Below are 15,078 nucleotides of genomic sequence, written 5' to 3'. Positions count from 1 at the left end.
CGTCGAGTCTCGACGGCCACGACGCCGTGGTCACGATCGGCAAGACCACGCAGTACGCGCTCGTCATGGGCGTGCCCGTGTACAGCTACGACCACTTCGGCGGCGGTGGATGGATCACCGAGCAGAACCTCGAGCGCGAGCACTACGGCAACTTCGCCGGCCGCATCGAGCGGCGCGTGCTCACCGGCGAGCAGATCGCCGCCGAGCTGAGCGGAGGCTACGCCGGCGCTCGCGCGTTCGCGCAGGCCTACCGGCCCACGGCCTGCCGACGCTGGAGCCTGACGCGGCAGCTCGAGGCCCTGCTGGCGGACGAGCGCTGCCGTCCGCGGCCGCGCACGATGAGCAGCGAGCAGGTACGCCGCTCGGCCCTCCTGTGCGCCGAGCGCGATGAGCTGTGGGGGGTCGTGCGGCACGCGCAGGCCGACATCGCCGAGCTGCTCGCCGAGCTGCGCGCCGTCGGGCTGGCGGGCGGATAGCGAGCGCAGGCAGTCGACGGCTACAGGTCGGCGTGCAGCTGCCAGGTCTTCTCGGCCGAGTCGCGCCAGCTGAAGGCGCGCGCCCGAACGCGGCCGCGGACGCGCAGCGCCGCCGCGAGCTCCGCGTCGTCGAGCACCGAGCGCACGGCCTCGGCGAGCCGCTCGGGGTAGCCCTCGGCGCCGTCGCGGGCGACGACCACGCCGGCATCGCTGCACACCTCGAGCAGCGCGGGCGCGTCGGAGTGCACGACCGGCGCACCGAGGCTCATGGCCTCGAGGGCGACGAGCCCGGATCCTGCCGAGAGCGCCGGCACGGCGACGACCGCGGCTCGCGTGTAGGCGACGGCGAGGTCGGTCTCGTCGAGCACGCCGAGCGCGCGCACCCGGTCGGGCTCGAACCCGTCGGCGAGGTCGAGCGAGCGCACGAGCGCCTCGAGCTCGTCGTCGTGCACGCCGACGAGCAGCAGGGGAACCTCGGGCGCGTGCCCGCCGGCGGCGGCCCGCACGAGGGCGGGGATGCCGCTGATGCCGTCGATGCCGCCGACCGCGAGCACGTAGCGCTCGGGCAGGTCGAGCGCGGCGGCGCGCGAGTCGACGCTCGGGCCGGGGTCGAGGGTGGGGCTCACCGCGCCGGCGATGACCCGCACCCGGTCGCCGAGGTCGAGCACGTCGGCGAGGTCGTCGCCCACGGCGTGCGTCGGCACGACGATGGCGTCGGCGTAGCGCTCGGCGCGGCGGGCCATGGCGCGCGTCCACGCGGCGGCGCGGCTCGGCAGGCTGTCGGGATGCGTGAAGGCGGAGGCGTCGTGGATGGTGACGACCACCTGCTCACCGGGCGAGTTGATGCGATCGTGCCGGTACAGCGGGGCGAACAGGCTGGGGGCGTGCACCATGCCCGTGCCGGGAAGACGGGTGAAGCCGTGCTGCCAGGCGGCGGCGAGCTGGCGGCGGTCGAGCGCGCTCTTGTACAGCTCGGTGAGCCCGGGCAGCTGCTCGTCGATGCGGGCGTACTCCGAGGCCGGCGAGGAGGCGACGATGCCCGCCACGTCGCAGCCGCGCGGCGCCGTCTCGATGAGCGCGCGCGTGAGCTCGAGCGCGTAGCGGCCGATGCCGCTCGGCACCGGGTCGCCGACCTGGTCGAGCACGACGCGCAGCGTGGTGAGGCTCACGTGAACACTCCCTCGGCCATGGCATCGTCGAGCGCCTCCCGCCACGGGCGCATTGGCGCGATTCCGAGGCGGACCCACCCGTCGTGCGCGAGCACGGAGTTGGCGGGGCGTCGAGCGGGGCGCGCGAAATGCGCACTCTCGGTCGGCATGACTGTAGCAGGGTCGCCGCCTAGATTCTCGACGATGGCTCGGGCAAAACCGTGCCACGTGGTGGCTCCGGCGTTGGTGCCGTGCAAGGTGCCCGAGCGAACACCAGCGTCGAGCAACTTGACGGTCTGCTCGGCCAGGTCACGGGTCCAGGTGGGCTGGCCGTGCTGGTCGTTCACGACGGTGAGCGTGCCGTGCTCACGGTAGAGACGCATCATGGTGCGCACGAAGTTCGGCCCGTGCTCGCCGTAGAGCCAGGCGGTGCGCAGCACGATGGTGCCCTCGGGATGCGCGGCGCGAGCGAGCCGTTCACCCTCGGCCTTCGACCGACCGTACGCACTCACCGGCGCGGATGGCGCGTCTTCGGGGTAGGGCCCGACGCCGTCGCCGTCGAACACGTAGTCGGTGGAGTACTGCACGAGCACTGCTCCGGCGGCCGCGGACGCTCGAGCGAGGTTCTCGGCGCCCGTCGCGTTGATGAGGGTGGCCGCCGCCTCGTCGGTCTCGGCTGCGTCGACGGCGGTGTACGCCGCGGCATTGAGCACGACGTCGTGGCCCGCGACGGCATCACCGCAGGCTCGCGGGTCGGTGATGTCGAGGTCGGACCGGGTGAGAGCGATCACTGAGCGACCCGCGAGTGCCGATTGCAGGTCGTGGCCGAGCATGCCGCCTGCGCCAGTGATGAGATACCGCGGTGGCATGCGCATGACCCCGTCGATCACTGGCCCTGCGCGCGGTACCGGGCCTCGGTGGCATCCTTCTGCGGCGCCCACCACTGCTCGTTGTCGCGGTACCACCGCACGGTGTCGGCGAGCCCCGCGGCGAAGTCGCCGAACCGGGGGGCCCAGCCGAGCTCGGTGCGCAGCTTGGTCGAGTCGATCGCGTAGCGCAGGTCGTGCCCTGGCCGGTCGGTGACGTGGTCGTACGCGTCGGCGGGCTGGCCGAGCGTGGTGAGGATGAGCTCCACCACCTCGGTGTTGTTCTTCTCGCCGTCGGCGCCGATGAGGTAGGTCTCGCCGATGGCGCCGCGCTCGAGGATCGTCAGCACCGCCGAGGAGTGGTCGTCGGCGTGGATCCAGTCGCGCACGTTCTCGCCGCGGCCGTAGAGCTTGGGGCGCTCGCCGCGCAGCACGTTGGTGATCTGACGGGGGATGAACTTCTCGACGTGCTGGTACGGCCCGTAGTTGTTCGAGCAGTTCGAGATGGTGGCCCGCACGTCGAACGATCGCACCCACGCGCGCACGAGCAGATCGCTGCCGGCCTTCGTCGACGAGTAGGGGCTCGACGGGTTGTAGGGGGTCGTCTCGGTGAAGCGCGCGGGGTCGTCGAGCTCGAGGTCGCCGTAGACCTCGTCGGTGGAGATGTGGTGGAAGCGCGTGCCGTGGCGGCGCACGGCCTCGAGCAGCGTGAAGGTGCCGATGATGTTGGTGTCGACGAAGGGGCGCGGGTCGTCGAGCGAGTTGTCGTTGTGGCTCTCGGCGGCGTAGTGCACGACGGCGTCGGCGGCGCCGACGAGCTCGTCGACGAGGGCGGCATCGACGATGTCGCCCTGCATGAACGTGAGCCGGGCATCCGGCAGGCCGTCGAGCGAGGCGCGGTTGCCGGCGTAAGTGAGCTTGTCGAGCACCGTCACGTGGTGATCGGTGTGCGCGATCACGTGGTGCACGAAGTTGGAGCCGATGAATCCGGCGCCGCCGGTGACGAGAAGGTTCACTCGACGATTCTAGTGAGCCGGTGCCGTGCCGCCCGGCTGCGGGTCGGTCGCGGGCTCGTCGAGCACCGGCAGCGTGATGGGCCCCGATTCGGCCGGCACGACGGCGGCCGCCGCCCGGTAGGCCACCCGGTGCGCGGCGGCGAACCGCTCGAGGTCGTCGGCCGGGGGCGAGACGAGCACGTCGCGCGCGGCGAACCCGAGGGTGCTCTCGAGCGCGGCCGCGATCGAGGAATGCAGCGCCACGACCTCGTCGGCGGTGCGCACGGCCGTGCGCGCGGCCGCGCGGCGCAGGGCGTCGCCGCGCTCGCCGGGGGTCGAGCGGTCGAAGCAGCGCATGCTGTGCACCGTCACCACCCGGGGGCGCGCGATGAGCAGCGGCACGGGCGGCCGCGGCGAGTGCACCGCGTCGACGTCGTGCCGGCGGGCGATGCGCGGCAGGGCGAGCTGGCGCCAGAGCATCCGGATGCCCCGCCAGCGCAGCGCGGCCGGCCCGACCTCGATCGCCGCGGCGGGCGCCAGCAGCCGGTAGTGCTCGGCATCGTCGGGGCGGCAGGCGACGACGAGCTCGCCGTCGAGACCGCGCACGAGCGCGTCGACGTAGGCGGCGAGGGCGGCATCGTGCCCGCGCGCGCCGGTGGCATCGAGCAGCACGAGCACGCGCTCACGGCGGGGGCCGTCGGTCGCCCTGGGCATGGAATCACCATACGGATGCCTCGATGGGTACGCGACCCTGACGACAGAGAAATCTGCGCGAAGCAACGATTGAGGGCGGCGTCGCTCGAAGTGACCCCGAGCTCAGTCGAGCACGCCGATCTTCTGCAGTTCACGCTCCAGGAGTGGGGTCAGAGAACGGGCCCAGGTTGCGGTGAAGTGATGTGAGTCGCTATAGACGAGCACGCCGCCCGCTACCGTCGCGCACTCGCGACTGTCGCAGAAGTAGTCCGTCATGTCGATGGTCGGTATCTCCCACTCTGATGCGGCATCCATCGCGTAGTCGGGCAGAGAGAGGGCCCGCTCCCGAGTCTGCATGCAGAGGGTCGGATCGATGGCGTTCTCCAGCTGGCACGCTTCGCCGGCCTCCGTGAGGAGTGGAAGGTCGCGGATCGGAACGATTCGTGTACCGGCATCGCGCAGGGGCTGCCACGCGCCGTGGAAACCCTCGATCGCCGCTCGCGGCGTTTGCTCTCCTCCATCATCGATGAAATCGGCCATGGCGGACGTTACGGTGAAGACGACCTCGAAGGCGTCGACCGAACGAAGTTCTTCCCCCAGACGCTCGTTCCACTCAAGGCACGACGAGACTTGCTCCGGGTTCGAGCCGAGCCGGTCGGCGACGTTGAATCCGCACGCGCCTTTGTAATAGGTGGTGAGCTCCCAGCCGTGTTCCTCAGCCAAAGCCTCCAACGCTGGGAACCACGACGCGGCGTGCGAGTCACCGATCAACGCGACGCGTGTACCGCCGGGAGCCCCGAAGGTGCAACTCTTGACGACTGGGTCTGTCGTCTCGGCACGACACTCCGAACTCGAGATGATCGGTCGATCATCGACTGCCGTAGCGACCGTCGGAATGAAGCCGGGCGGCAGCTCGACGTCGGTGCAGCCAGGGTCTGCGAGGTAGCTGGCGCCAAAGCACTCTGCGAGTCGCACTTCCCACTCCGCGGCTTGCGCGATCGCCTCGTCATTCCACCGCTGAACGGCTGTCCATGCGACAGCCGATCCCCCCACCAGCACGAGGGAGAGCGCCAGGGCGCCGGCGAGCACCCCCTGCGGGCTCACGCGTGTGCTCCAGGGCGCGAATCGGAAGGGGTTTTCGATGAACCTGGTGGTGAGGGCAGCGAGGGCCAAGCTCACGATGAGAATGCCGAGTTTGTCGACCGTCGTGAGATCACGGTCGTTGGCGAACGGGATCAAAACGATGAGCGGCCAATGCCAGAGATACGTGCTGTACGACACGTCGCCGAGCCACTGAACCGGTCGAAGTCGAGTGAGTCCGGCGGGTGACCAGCGCATTGAAGGGGAGCCCGCCGCAAGGATCAGCAGTGTGAATACGACGGGTGGCAGCGCGCCGTAACCGGGAAACGGAGTGCTGCCGTCGAACAGGACCGCCGTCGCCATTAACCCGATCCAGCCTGCCCAGGCGAGTGCGGCGGCAATCTCCGGGCGGATGCGATGAAACTGAGTTCCTGCGAGCGCCAGCAACCCCCCTGCGGCGAACTCCCACACCCGGCCAGGCGTGACGAAGTACGCGGTCGGTGAGCCCACGGCGACGAGGGCCGACGAGTACGCAAGGCTCGCCACGAGAGCAATCGAGATGACGGCGAGGACCCCCGCTCCGAGCGCCGACCTGCGTCGCCGGAACGCGACGGCAACGCCGATCAACAGGAGAGGCCAGATCAGGTACAGCTGCTCCTCGACTCCGAGCGACCAGTAGTGCTGAACAGGCGAGGTCACGTTCTCCGCCGCGAGATAGTCGACGGCGTCCGCTGCGAGAGCCCAGTTCTCGATGTAGAGGGCGCTCGCACCGATCTCGCGGAAGAACTGCTGCCAACGACCTTGCGGCACGAACGCCAGCGTCGCTGCGGCGGCAAAGGCGAGGACGAGGAACGAGGCGGGGAGAAGGCGCCGCGCCCGCCGCGCCCAAAATCGGCCGAGCCGGATCGTTCCTGTTGATGCGAGCTCGCGCACGAGGTGTGCTGTGATGAGGAATCCCGAGACGACGAAGAATACGTCGACTCCGATGAATCCGCCCGTCAGCCGCAGCGGCCACAGGTGGTAGAGCAGCACCGCGACGACGGCGAAAGCGCGCAACGCCTGGATCTCGGGCCGGACGCCCTCACCAGCGATTGCGCGCCCAGGCTCCGCAAGTGGCGACATTGCCCCTAGCCTACGTGGCTGGGCGCGCCTTTGCGCGTCGTGGATTCACCGTCGTCGACCACGATCGGCGTCACCCTCAAGTGGTCAAGCGAACAGCGCTACAACCGCAAGGAGTACGCCTTCTGAGCGACCCGCTCTTGCCGCTGGCGCCACGATCCTGAGGCGAGCGCCTCGAGGACGTGTCTCGAGTTGTATGGCATCTCGACGCGATGAGAGAGCTCGAGTTCGGCGACCCGGATCGCCGACCACAGGCCGGCTCGTGACTCCCAGTAGAGGATGTCGTACCAACTCCATGGGCCAAAGCGCTCCTCGCGGAAGTCTGCGTACTCGATGAACTCCGCGAAGGCTTCGCGAGCGTAGCCGCTGGCGCCGTGGGGTTGGGAGGAGTACGTCCGCGCGAGATTGGACGCCGTCGGCTTTTCGAAGTCTCTGTTGCGATAGAACCCCGTGCCGACTTCCGCGAGCATCGATTGCACATTGACGATGTCGTGGGGAAGACCGGAAAAGGTCGAGCTACTGAATCCGAATGCTTGCAGGCCTGCGGCGAAGGTGCGTCTCGCGGCTCGCTCGAACTCCGGATCATGGCTGTACTCTTTCGGCACGACTCGGTGCGGCACTCCCGCTGCCCGACTCCGGTGCCCCGCGGCCTCTGCGTCTTGAACTTGGCTCCGTGTTCCCGGGTCAGCAATGGTCCATGTGAATGTGTCTTCTCGACGATGGCGTCGGAAGCCAGCAAAGCTGGATCCGGAATCGTTCCCGCCGGTCAAGGAGACGGTCACGTTCGGCAGGCTGCAGATTGCCTCGATGTGACGGTCGAAGTGCATAGAGAAGCGCTCGACTCCTCCCAACGGCTCGTCGAGAACAGTGTCGGAGAAAGGGTAGAAGCGGGTGTGAGATACCTCCCGTCCCGGGAGCAGTTCCCAGTAGTGGTTCGGGAGGAGTTGTCGGACCTCGCGGTAGTCGCCTCGAACTCCGGGGCGGAACACGACGTAGTTGCTTCCTTTGCGTGCCTCGGCGAGAAAGTCCCTGAGGCCCAGGTCAGGTTGGGCGTCAATCTGCTCGGCGACAAGCGTGGCATGCGAGCCGAACCAGGTCTGGCCGTCTAACCGGCCGGTGTACGCCGAGATGGTGGCGACCGCATCCGGGACCAGTCGCACCGAGTCGCCCAGGGCGGCGACGACGAGGAATCGACCTGCGAGATACGCGACGTATCGAATGAGAGCGTCCCATCCGTGATCACGCAGAAGAGCATGCATCGTGCGTGCGGCCCGTTCTTGGTCCCACGACCGAGCAACGGTGTCGACCGTCCATCCGATCACCAGGACGCTGGCGGTGGCATCACTGACGATTGCGTGGTCGCGACTGGGATGTACTGCGACCGATAGCGGACCAACCGATCGTCGTTGCCACGAGGCGGGTGCGACGACATCTGGCGAGTTCGAGGCGAGCCATCCGCCCCTGAACTCCACGCCTCCGACAGCGAGGTTCGCCACGGTCGCCTCGATCAACAAGTGGGTTCTCTCATCGTGACGAACGATCGAGCTCATCGAGACTCCTTGGTGAACTCAAGAACGAGATGTCGGGCACTGCGTCTCCGAACGGACGCCTTCCCGACCAGCTGAGTCCGCCAGGCGTCGATCATCGCGGGGAAGCGCGGGTGATGTGGGTCTGCTGCGACCACGTGGCAGATCGGATCCATGGCATGCGTCAGTCCCGAAATCGCCAAGTGCCGGGTTTGCGGTGATGAAGCCCACGGGGGGCCGGCGACGACGACGAGGGCGATGCCAGCGACCCCGTCGAGCGCATTGCGCGGAACCGCGTATCCGGCTACGCCTCGCTGCTCCCCGTACTCCAGCATGGCGAGGCGCACTTCTACGCGATGAGAAAGACCGCGATCTCGCACGTCTGACTCGGCTGTGTCAGCGATCTCTCGGTCGTCGGTGAGCATCACGACGGAAGTCGTGGGCTGCCCCACGAGCGCGCACAAAAGAGCAGTGAAGCGACCGCCGACGACGACGAGAGTCGTATCCGCGGGCAGCGTTTTCAGGAGGTTCTTCACTTCCACGATGGCCCATGGGTCGACGTCGCCGTCTGCGAACTGCGGCTCGAGTGCAATGGACTTCGCGAGCTCGACCCAGCCGAGCGCCCGTCGATCCGCATCGAGCGAGAGCCGAATGTCGGCGAGCCCTTTCTCGACAGAGCCGAGCATTGCCCGATTTTCGGAGGCCATGGTGTTCAGCCCGGGTGGCGGCACGGACTGGCGTGCTTCGAGGCGTGTCACGGTTGCTGAGAGCGTCCGTTGGGTGGCGGCCAACGATGTCGTGAGCGCGGAGGCTTGCGCAAGGTGCTGTCGAATCTGCGCTGCATCGCTGTTGAGAGTCACGTGACGGCGCCGCAGATCGACGAGAACGATGAACAGTGACAGCAGAACCGAGGTTCCGAGCATCGGTGCAAGCCATGCCGCCGCGACATCACCTGCCGCCATTGCCACCATCGCCAGAATCAGAATCACAGACGCCACGATGCCTAGGACGAGCAGGCGCCGGTGATTGGCTAGGGCGTGAAATCCTCGTCTCATCGCGTCTCCTGCTGAGCTCCTCGGGAGTTCCGCAAGCAGATCTTCGCCAGCTGCTCGTCGCCGGAGTTTGACCTTCTCGCCATAGTTCAGACTCTAGTGCGGCCTGCCGGTCAGGCAGGCGAGAGAGTCAGGGCTCGGCTCGCCGCTCGACGAGGAGGGGATTCAAGTACGGTTGTCTCGTGCTGAGCCGAATCCTCATCCGCTACGGCGCAATGACACCACGACAGCGCATCGCGATCGTCGCTGTCGTGGCCCTGCCAGCGCTCATGTTGGTCACGCTTCTGGCGGGCGCTGCAGCGGAAGCCGTCTCGGTCGGCGCTACGGTCGCCCTGAGTCTCCTCGCGGTATGGATCGTCGGCGGAATCGCGTACGTTCTCACCACCGAAGGGTCATGGGGCGCGCCGTGATGAGCGCGGCTCCTGCTGCTGCCGTCACCGCCGTGAGCATGCGGCAGTCCATCGCGCTCGCGACGCGGGAGTCGTTCCTCTTGGAGGGGAATCCCGAGGCGGATCGACTGCAATGGCTCGCCTCACTCGACGACTTACCGCCACGATCGATCCTTGCACACGGGCTCTCGACGAGGTCCGGGGTGGCCCTCGACTACTTCGCGCTTCGGGCGACACAGTGGCGGTTCGACGCACAGGCCCTGCACGGCATGCTCGCCGAGACGGAGTCAGATCCGGTCGCGACGAGTCACGCTGTCGGTCCCTGTGACGCGAACGCTCTCGTCGCTCTCACGCGTCTCCTGCTGGGGCACGGCGCAAGCCAAGAGGATCGCAGTTTCGCCCGGAGAGTGCATCGCCTCGCGGTCGCGCAGACTGATCGACTGAGCCCGCTGAACCGGCAGTACCTTGCGCAGCACCTTCTCCTTGACGGAGAGTTCGGCCTTGCCTCGAATCTGCTGTCGACGCTGAACGGAGCCGACTACCCCGGTCGCTTCTTCCACCTCGATCTGATCAATCCATTCGCCGGGGCTGAACCCCGTGTGCCCGAATCCGTGTGGGTGACCGCTCTGGGTGGTGTGTTCCGTCGCGCGGGCCTGGAACCACTCGAACTGCTGCCCACCGGCCCCAGCCCTTTCGACCGACTCTCGGCGAGCGCCCCGGTCACGACCCTCGATGGGCCGATGGTGACCGTGATCATGTCTTGCTATGAACCGGGTCCGGGCCTTGTCACCGCTGTGCGCTCGATGCTCGCGCAAACGTGGACGAACTGGGAACTCATCGTGACGGACGATGCGTCGCCCAGCTCGCCTGACGAATTGTTGGACGCTGTCGCCGCCATGGATCCTCGGGTCAGGGTGATGCGCAGTGCGGTCAACCGTGGAACATACGTTCGCCGGAACGAAGCCCTGCGAGAAGCGCAGGGTGAGTTGATCACGATGCAGGATTCAGATGATTGGGTGCATCCTCGTCGACTCGAGATCCAGGTGCGGCACTTGCTCGAGAATCCAGAGATCGTCGCGAATCTCTCGCAATCACTGCGGGTGAGCGAGGACCTGCGGTTCGTGCAACCGCGAGGAGCGAGTATCCGCCTCACCGAGTCCTCGCTCCTGTTCCGGAAGGACACGGTCCGGGCGCTCATCGGCGAATTCGACTCCGTTCGCAAGGCGGCCGACAGCGAGTTCCGGATGCGGCTCGAGACGTCAGTGGGCTATGCAATCCCGCTGGTCGACGTCGAGGCGCCGCTGTCGATGGTTCGCCACGACATCAGTTCGCTGAGCGGTGGTGATCTGGGAGACGGATGGATGCATCCAGCTCGCGTCGCGTACAGGAGCGCGCAGAGTCTGTGGCGACGGGAGCGGCTCTCACGAGGCTTGCCACTGACAGTCGACAGCGGCGACACCGAGCGTGCGTTTCCGGCGCACCCACACCTGACCGGAGCCGCTCGGTCTGTGCGCGATCTCGATGTCCTGTACGTGGTGGACGCGCGCAGTGACACGGGACTGGAGCGTTACCCCATCGCCGCAGCCGCTGAGCTGGAACGGCTAGCCGCGGCGGGGTTGACCGTGGGTTTCCGGCGGGCGGAAGCCGTCATTGGGCTGCGACCGCCGTCGGAGACCCACGATGCGCTGCAGACCCTCGTCAATCGCCGGGTGGTCGTCGAAGTGCTGTCGGTCGACATAGCGCGCGCAACTGTTCTCGTGGCCCGGCATCCTGAAACGCTCGCTGGGGTGAGCAGGTTCGACCAGACGATCGAGGCCGAGCGGGTGGTGGTGGTCGGGTCAGGCGGTCGAATGCCCGACATCGTCATCGCGAATGCGATCGCCTGCATTGCCCCCGCGGCAAGGACGAGGGTCTCGCGGATCTCTGAATCTGCGTGGGGGGCAGAGGTAGAGGCGCTGTGCCGTCGAGAACCAGAGAGCGCTAGCGTTACCGCGTGACTGACGTGCTCCTCCTCGTGCTGATGACCCTTGTTCTCGGTGGGGGAGTGGCAGCTGGTTTCGTCGTCCTGCGCGCTCGCGCCAGCCTTGATCGCCGGCTCAAGCGGATGGAGCGCAGACTCGACGAGTTGCTCGAGCGCCCGCAGATCACTGATCACGCGACGAAGATCGCCGACGAACTGCGCACTCAGAGTGACGAGCTGCAACGAACGATGGCGAACATGCGAACCACGATCCTTCAGCGAGTCGACTCGCGCACTGAATCGATCCGACCAGGAAAGCAGAGCGTCGAGCAGCGAACTCGCCGCGCTGTTGCGCAGGATGCGCATGCTCTGCTCACCCTTCACGGAACCTTGCCCTTGAACAGAGAGTCGCTTGCTCTGAGCGGCTACGCAGCCGCTCCCGACACGCTCCTCTTCCTGACCACACTCGTGGCCTCGCTGCCGGACAACGCACTGGTCGTCGAACTGGGAAGCGGCGTGTCGACGGTGTGGATGGCTGCCGCGGCCAATCGCGAGTCCCGTGGGATCCGCATCGTCTCCGTCGACCATGACCCACGGTGGGGTGCCGAGACGGCGAAGGCTCTGGAGCGACTGGACCTGGCTGGTGCTGCGGAGGTGCGCATCGCGCCGCTCGAGCCTCTGCCCGGTGCGGAGGACGGTGTCACGCCCTGGTACGCGGTCGAGGCGCTTGACGGTCTCGACGGTATTGGACTGCTTGTCGTCGACGGTCCGCCAGCGTCGACGGGTGTGAACGCTCGCTACCCCGCAGTACCACAGCTCGCCGACCGCCTGGCTCCGCAAGCATGGATCGTGCTCGACGACACGGACCGCGACGAGGAACGGATCATCGGCGAGCGCTGGATTGTCGAACTCGGATCTGCGCGGCGCGCGGTCGTCGAGCGGGTGCTCGACCGCACGATCGCGATTCGACTCGACGGGTCGACCGTCTGAGCCACCTCGAGGCGCTTCGATAGGCTGGCGGGGTGCAAATCAGAGAACTGAGTGTGCCCGGTTCATTTGTCGCGACACCGGCTCAGTTCGCTGACGACCGCGGGGTGTTCACCGAGTGGTACCGCTTCGACGCCCTCGCCGAGGCCGTCGGGCACCCCCTCGATCTGCGGCAGGGCAACAGCTCGGTCTCGCGCAAGGGCGTCGTGCGCGGCATCCATTTCGCCGACGTGCCGCCGAGCCAGGCGAAGTACGTGACCGTCGCGCACGGAGCCGTGATCGACTACGTCGTCGACATCCGCGTGGGCTCGCCGACCTTCGGCAAGTGGGACTCAGTCGTGCTCGACACGATCGACCGCCGGGCGGTCTACGTGGGCGAGGGGCTCGGGCACTGCTTCGTCGCGCTGACCGACGACGCGGCGGTGACCTACCTCGTGAGCGAGGTCTTCTCGCCGCAGCGCGAGCACGGCATCACCCCGCTCGACGAGACCATCGGGCTCGAGCTGCCGTTCGCGCTCGACCAGCTGCTGCTGTCGGAGAAGGACCTCGCCGCGCCGACGCTGCTCGAGGCCGAGCGCGACGGACTGCTACCGACGTTCGAGGCCGCCACGGCGTACACGCGCTCGCTCGACGAGAGCTGGTCGCGCCGATGAAGGGCATCATCCTCGCCGGCGGCTCCGGCACGCGGCTCTGGCCGATCACCAAGGGCATCTCGAAGCAGCTCATGCCGATCTTCGACAAGCCGATGATCTACTACCCGCTGTCGACGCTCATGATGGCCGACATCCGCGAGATCCTAATCATCACGACCCCCGAGTACCGCACGCAGTTCCAGGCGCTGCTCGGCGACGGCAGCGATCTCGGCATCTCGCTCAGCTACGCCACCCAGCCCTCGCCCGACGGCCTCGCCCAGGCGTTCCTCATCGGCGAGCAGTTCATCGGCGACGACAGCGTGGCCCTCGTGCTCGGCGACAACATCTTCCACGGCTCGGGGCTCGGCTCCTCGCTGCGGCAGCACACCGAGATCACGGGCGGGCTCATCTTCGCGTACCAGGTGGCAGACCCGACCGCCTACGGCGTCGTCGAGTTCGACTCGGCCGGCCGCGCGGTGTCGATCGAGGAGAAGCCCGCGGTGCCGAAGAGCACCTACGCCGTGCCCGGTCTCTACTTCTACGACAACAGCGTCATCGAGGTGGCCAAGTCGATTCGGCCGAGCGCGCGGGGCGAGCTCGAGATCTCGACGGTCAACGAGCACTACCTGCACGAGGGCCGGCTGCAGGTGCAGCCCCTCGACCGCGGCACGGCCTGGCTCGACACCGGCACCTTCGAGTCGATGATGCAGGCCTCGGAGTACGTGCGCGTCATCGAGGACCGCACGGGCTTCAAGATCGGCTGCATCGAGGAGATCGCGTGGCGGGCCGGGTGGATCGACGACGCGCAGCTCGCCGCGCTCGCGGCCCCGCTCGTCAAGAGCGGGTACGGCACTTACCTGCAGCGCCTCATCGGCTCCTAGAGGCGCTCGGCCTTGGCCGTCGTCGAGATCCCGCGGGTGTCGAGCAAGTACGCCGAACGCTCGGCGATCTGGTCGACGTCGTACTCGTGGTGCGCTTGGAGCAGCACCACGGCGTCGGCCCGCGAGGCTGCCGAATCGAGATCGGCGACCCGGTCGACGGAATCGCCGTTGAGTCGCCATGCTTCGACATGGGGATCGTGGAACGACACCTCGGCGCCGGCCGCCCTCAGTAGGAGGCCGACTTCGAGGGCGGGGGACTCACGCTGATCGGAGATGTTCGGCTTGTAGGTGACGCCGAGAAGGAGGATCTGTGCGCCCGACAATGACCGACCGCGCGACTCGAGCCCGCGACGCAGTCGCTCGACCACATAGGCAGGCATGCCCCTGTTGATCTCCTCGGCGAGTTCGATGAAGCGGAACGGTTCCCCGAGCCGACGGCGAATCTCATAGCTCAAGTAGTTCGGGTCGATAGGAATGCAGTGGCCGCCAACCCCCGGACCGGGGCGGAACGCCTGGAAGCCGAACGGCTTGGTCTCAGCGACGGAGATCACATCCCAGATGTCGACACCCAGCTCGTGGCAGAAGCGTGCCATTTCATTCACGAGCGCGATGTTGATGTGGCGATAGGTGTTCTCGAGCAGCTTTGCAGTTTCCGCTTCACGGGTGCCTCGAGCGACGACGACGCGATCGATGAAGCGACCGTAGAAGTCGACCGCGGCCGCGGTCGAGCGCTCGTCGACCCCGCCGACGATCTTCGGCGTCGTGCGGATCGTGTACTGCTGATTGCCCGGGTCAATCCGCTCCGGGGAGTATGCGAGGAGTACGTCCTGCCCGACGCTGTGCCCGGCGCTCTCGAGGATGGGTCGAACGACCTCTTCGGTGGTGCCGGGATAGGTGGTCGATTCGAGCACGACGAGGGAGCCGGGTTTCAGATGCGGAGCGACGGCCTCAGTCGCGCTGCGCACCGCGCCGAGGTCAGGCTCGCGCAGCACGGAGAGCGGGGTCGGCACGCAGATGACCACGATGTCGGCCTCGGCCACCACGGAGGCATCGGTGGACGCACGGTACCCACCCGCGACCATCGCAGCGATTGCGCTGTCGTCGAGATCGTCGACATGAGAAAGGCCCTCGTTGAGGCGCAGGACGATGTCGTCGCGCGTGTCGAGACCTATGGTTCGGATGCCGGCGGAGACGGTGGCTTGCGCGAGCGGCAGGCCAACATAGCCTTGGCCGACGATGACCGCTACCAGGGGCACAGTGGCGCTGGTGGTCTC

The 15,078-nt window shown here is 67.4% G+C and carries 14 protein-coding genes; 6 read left to right on the top strand and 8 right to left on the bottom strand.

What is annotated here, in order from left to right:
* The coding region (locus ACTIE9_RS08835; protein ID WP_439565214.1) for a hypothetical protein at nt 1-476 on the top strand (476 nt) is incomplete at its 5' end.
* Between the two features lie 20 nt (nt 477-496).
* Here ACTIE9_RS08835 and ACTIE9_RS08830 read toward each other — a convergent pair.
* The 7 genes from ACTIE9_RS08830 to ACTIE9_RS08800 form a co-directional block, all read right to left on the bottom strand.
* Nucleotides 497-1,645: a glycosyltransferase family 4 protein gene (locus ACTIE9_RS08830; RefSeq protein WP_439565213.1), complete on the bottom strand. Its 1,149-nt coding sequence runs from the start codon at nt 1,643-1,645 to the stop codon at nt 497-499.
* Nucleotides 1,642-2,493 (bottom strand): dTDP-4-dehydrorhamnose reductase, encoded by an 852-nt coding sequence (rfbD, locus tag ACTIE9_RS08825; protein WP_439565215.1) that lies wholly within the window; start codon nt 2,491-2,493, stop codon nt 1,642-1,644. Before rfbD ends, ACTIE9_RS08830 begins: the two co-directional genes overlap by 4 nt.
* A 17-nt stretch (nt 2,494-2,510) precedes the next feature.
* Nucleotides 2,511-3,506 (bottom strand): dTDP-glucose 4,6-dehydratase, encoded by a 996-nt coding sequence (gene rfbB, locus ACTIE9_RS08820; protein ID WP_439565212.1) that lies wholly within the window; start codon nt 3,504-3,506, stop codon nt 2,511-2,513.
* Between the two features lie 9 nt (nt 3,507-3,515).
* Complete coding sequence (locus ACTIE9_RS08815) at nt 3,516-4,199, bottom strand: glycosyltransferase (protein ID WP_439565211.1); 684 nt, start codon at nt 4,197-4,199, stop codon at nt 3,516-3,518.
* A gap of 102 nt (nt 4,200-4,301) precedes the next feature.
* Nucleotides 4,302-6,380, bottom strand: coding sequence for an acyltransferase family protein (locus ACTIE9_RS08810; RefSeq protein ID WP_439565210.1), 2,079 nt, complete (start codon nt 6,378-6,380; stop codon nt 4,302-4,304).
* Nucleotides 6,381-6,478: 98 nt separating this feature from the next.
* Nucleotides 6,479-7,927, bottom strand: a complete 1,449-nt coding sequence (locus ACTIE9_RS08805) for a hypothetical protein (RefSeq protein ID WP_439565209.1) — start codon at nt 7,925-7,927, stop codon at nt 6,479-6,481.
* Entirely contained in the window at nt 7,924-8,892 is a 969-nt protein-coding gene (locus tag ACTIE9_RS08800) for a hypothetical protein (RefSeq protein ID WP_439565208.1), read from the bottom strand. The genes ACTIE9_RS08805 and ACTIE9_RS08800 overlap by 4 nt, the downstream gene beginning before the upstream one ends.
* 245 nt (nt 8,893-9,137) lie before the next feature.
* Here ACTIE9_RS08800 and ACTIE9_RS08795 point away from each other — a divergent pair, with 245 nt between their 5' ends.
* The 5 genes from ACTIE9_RS08795 to rfbA are packed head-to-tail and all read left to right on the top strand — an operon-like array spanning nt 9,138 to nt 13,804.
* On the top strand, nt 9,138-9,365 hold the full coding sequence (locus ACTIE9_RS08795; RefSeq protein WP_439565207.1) for a hypothetical protein: 228 nt from the start codon (nt 9,138-9,140) through the stop codon (nt 9,363-9,365).
* Nucleotides 9,350-11,341: a glycosyltransferase family 2 protein gene (locus tag ACTIE9_RS08790; RefSeq protein ID WP_439565206.1), complete on the top strand. Its 1,992-nt coding sequence runs from the start codon at nt 9,350-9,352 to the stop codon at nt 11,339-11,341. Before ACTIE9_RS08795 ends, ACTIE9_RS08790 begins: the two co-directional genes overlap by 16 nt.
* Nucleotides 11,338-12,294 (top strand): class I SAM-dependent methyltransferase, encoded by a 957-nt coding sequence (locus ACTIE9_RS08785; RefSeq protein WP_439565205.1) that lies wholly within the window; start codon nt 11,338-11,340, stop codon nt 12,292-12,294. The genes ACTIE9_RS08790 and ACTIE9_RS08785 overlap by 4 nt, the downstream gene beginning before the upstream one ends.
* Nucleotides 12,295-12,326: 32 nt before the next feature.
* Nucleotides 12,327-12,944, top strand: a complete 618-nt coding sequence (locus ACTIE9_RS08780) for a dTDP-4-dehydrorhamnose 3,5-epimerase family protein (protein ID WP_439565204.1) — start codon at nt 12,327-12,329, stop codon at nt 12,942-12,944.
* Nucleotides 12,941-13,804, top strand: a complete 864-nt coding sequence (gene rfbA / locus ACTIE9_RS08775) for a glucose-1-phosphate thymidylyltransferase RfbA (RefSeq protein ID WP_439565203.1) — start codon at nt 12,941-12,943, stop codon at nt 13,802-13,804. The genes ACTIE9_RS08780 and rfbA overlap by 4 nt, the downstream gene beginning before the upstream one ends.
* Here the strand turns inward: rfbA and ACTIE9_RS08770 are convergent.
* On the bottom strand, nt 13,801-15,060 hold the full coding sequence (locus ACTIE9_RS08770) for a nucleotide sugar dehydrogenase (protein WP_439565202.1): 1,260 nt from the start codon (nt 15,058-15,060) through the stop codon (nt 13,801-13,803). The genes rfbA and ACTIE9_RS08770 overlap by 4 nt on opposite strands.
* Nucleotides 15,061-15,078 lie beyond the last annotated feature (18 nt).

The sequence above is a fragment of the Microcella sp. genome (assembly GCF_051860105.1).
GTDB lineage: Bacteria > Actinomycetota > Actinomycetes > Actinomycetales > Microbacteriaceae > Microcella.
Note: the sequence above shows the minus strand (reverse complement) of the source record. Positions and strands in the feature narration are given on the sequence as shown.

What these genes read in the sequence shown, in the direction of transcription:
- rfbD (WP_439565215.1), bottom strand. Translation starts at nt 2,493, where the DNA reads ATGCCACCGCGGTATCTCATCACTGGCGCAGGCGGCATGCTCGGCCAC.
- ACTIE9_RS08815 (WP_439565211.1), bottom strand. Translation starts at nt 4,199, where the DNA reads ATGCCCAGGGCGACCGACGGCCCCCGCCGTGAGCGCGTGCTCGTGCTG.
- ACTIE9_RS08810 (WP_439565210.1), bottom strand. Translation starts at nt 6,380, where the DNA reads ATGTCGCCACTTGCGGAGCCTGGGCGCGCAATCGCTGGTGAGGGCGTC.
- ACTIE9_RS08805 (WP_439565209.1), bottom strand. Translation starts at nt 7,927, where the DNA reads ATGAGCTCGATCGTTCGTCACGATGAGAGAACCCACTTGTTGATCGAG.
- ACTIE9_RS08790 (WP_439565206.1), top strand. Translation starts at nt 9,350, where the DNA reads ATGGGGCGCGCCGTGATGAGCGCGGCTCCTGCTGCTGCCGTCACCGCC.
- rfbA (WP_439565203.1), top strand. Translation starts at nt 12,941, where the DNA reads ATGAAGGGCATCATCCTCGCCGGCGGCTCCGGCACGCGGCTCTGGCCG.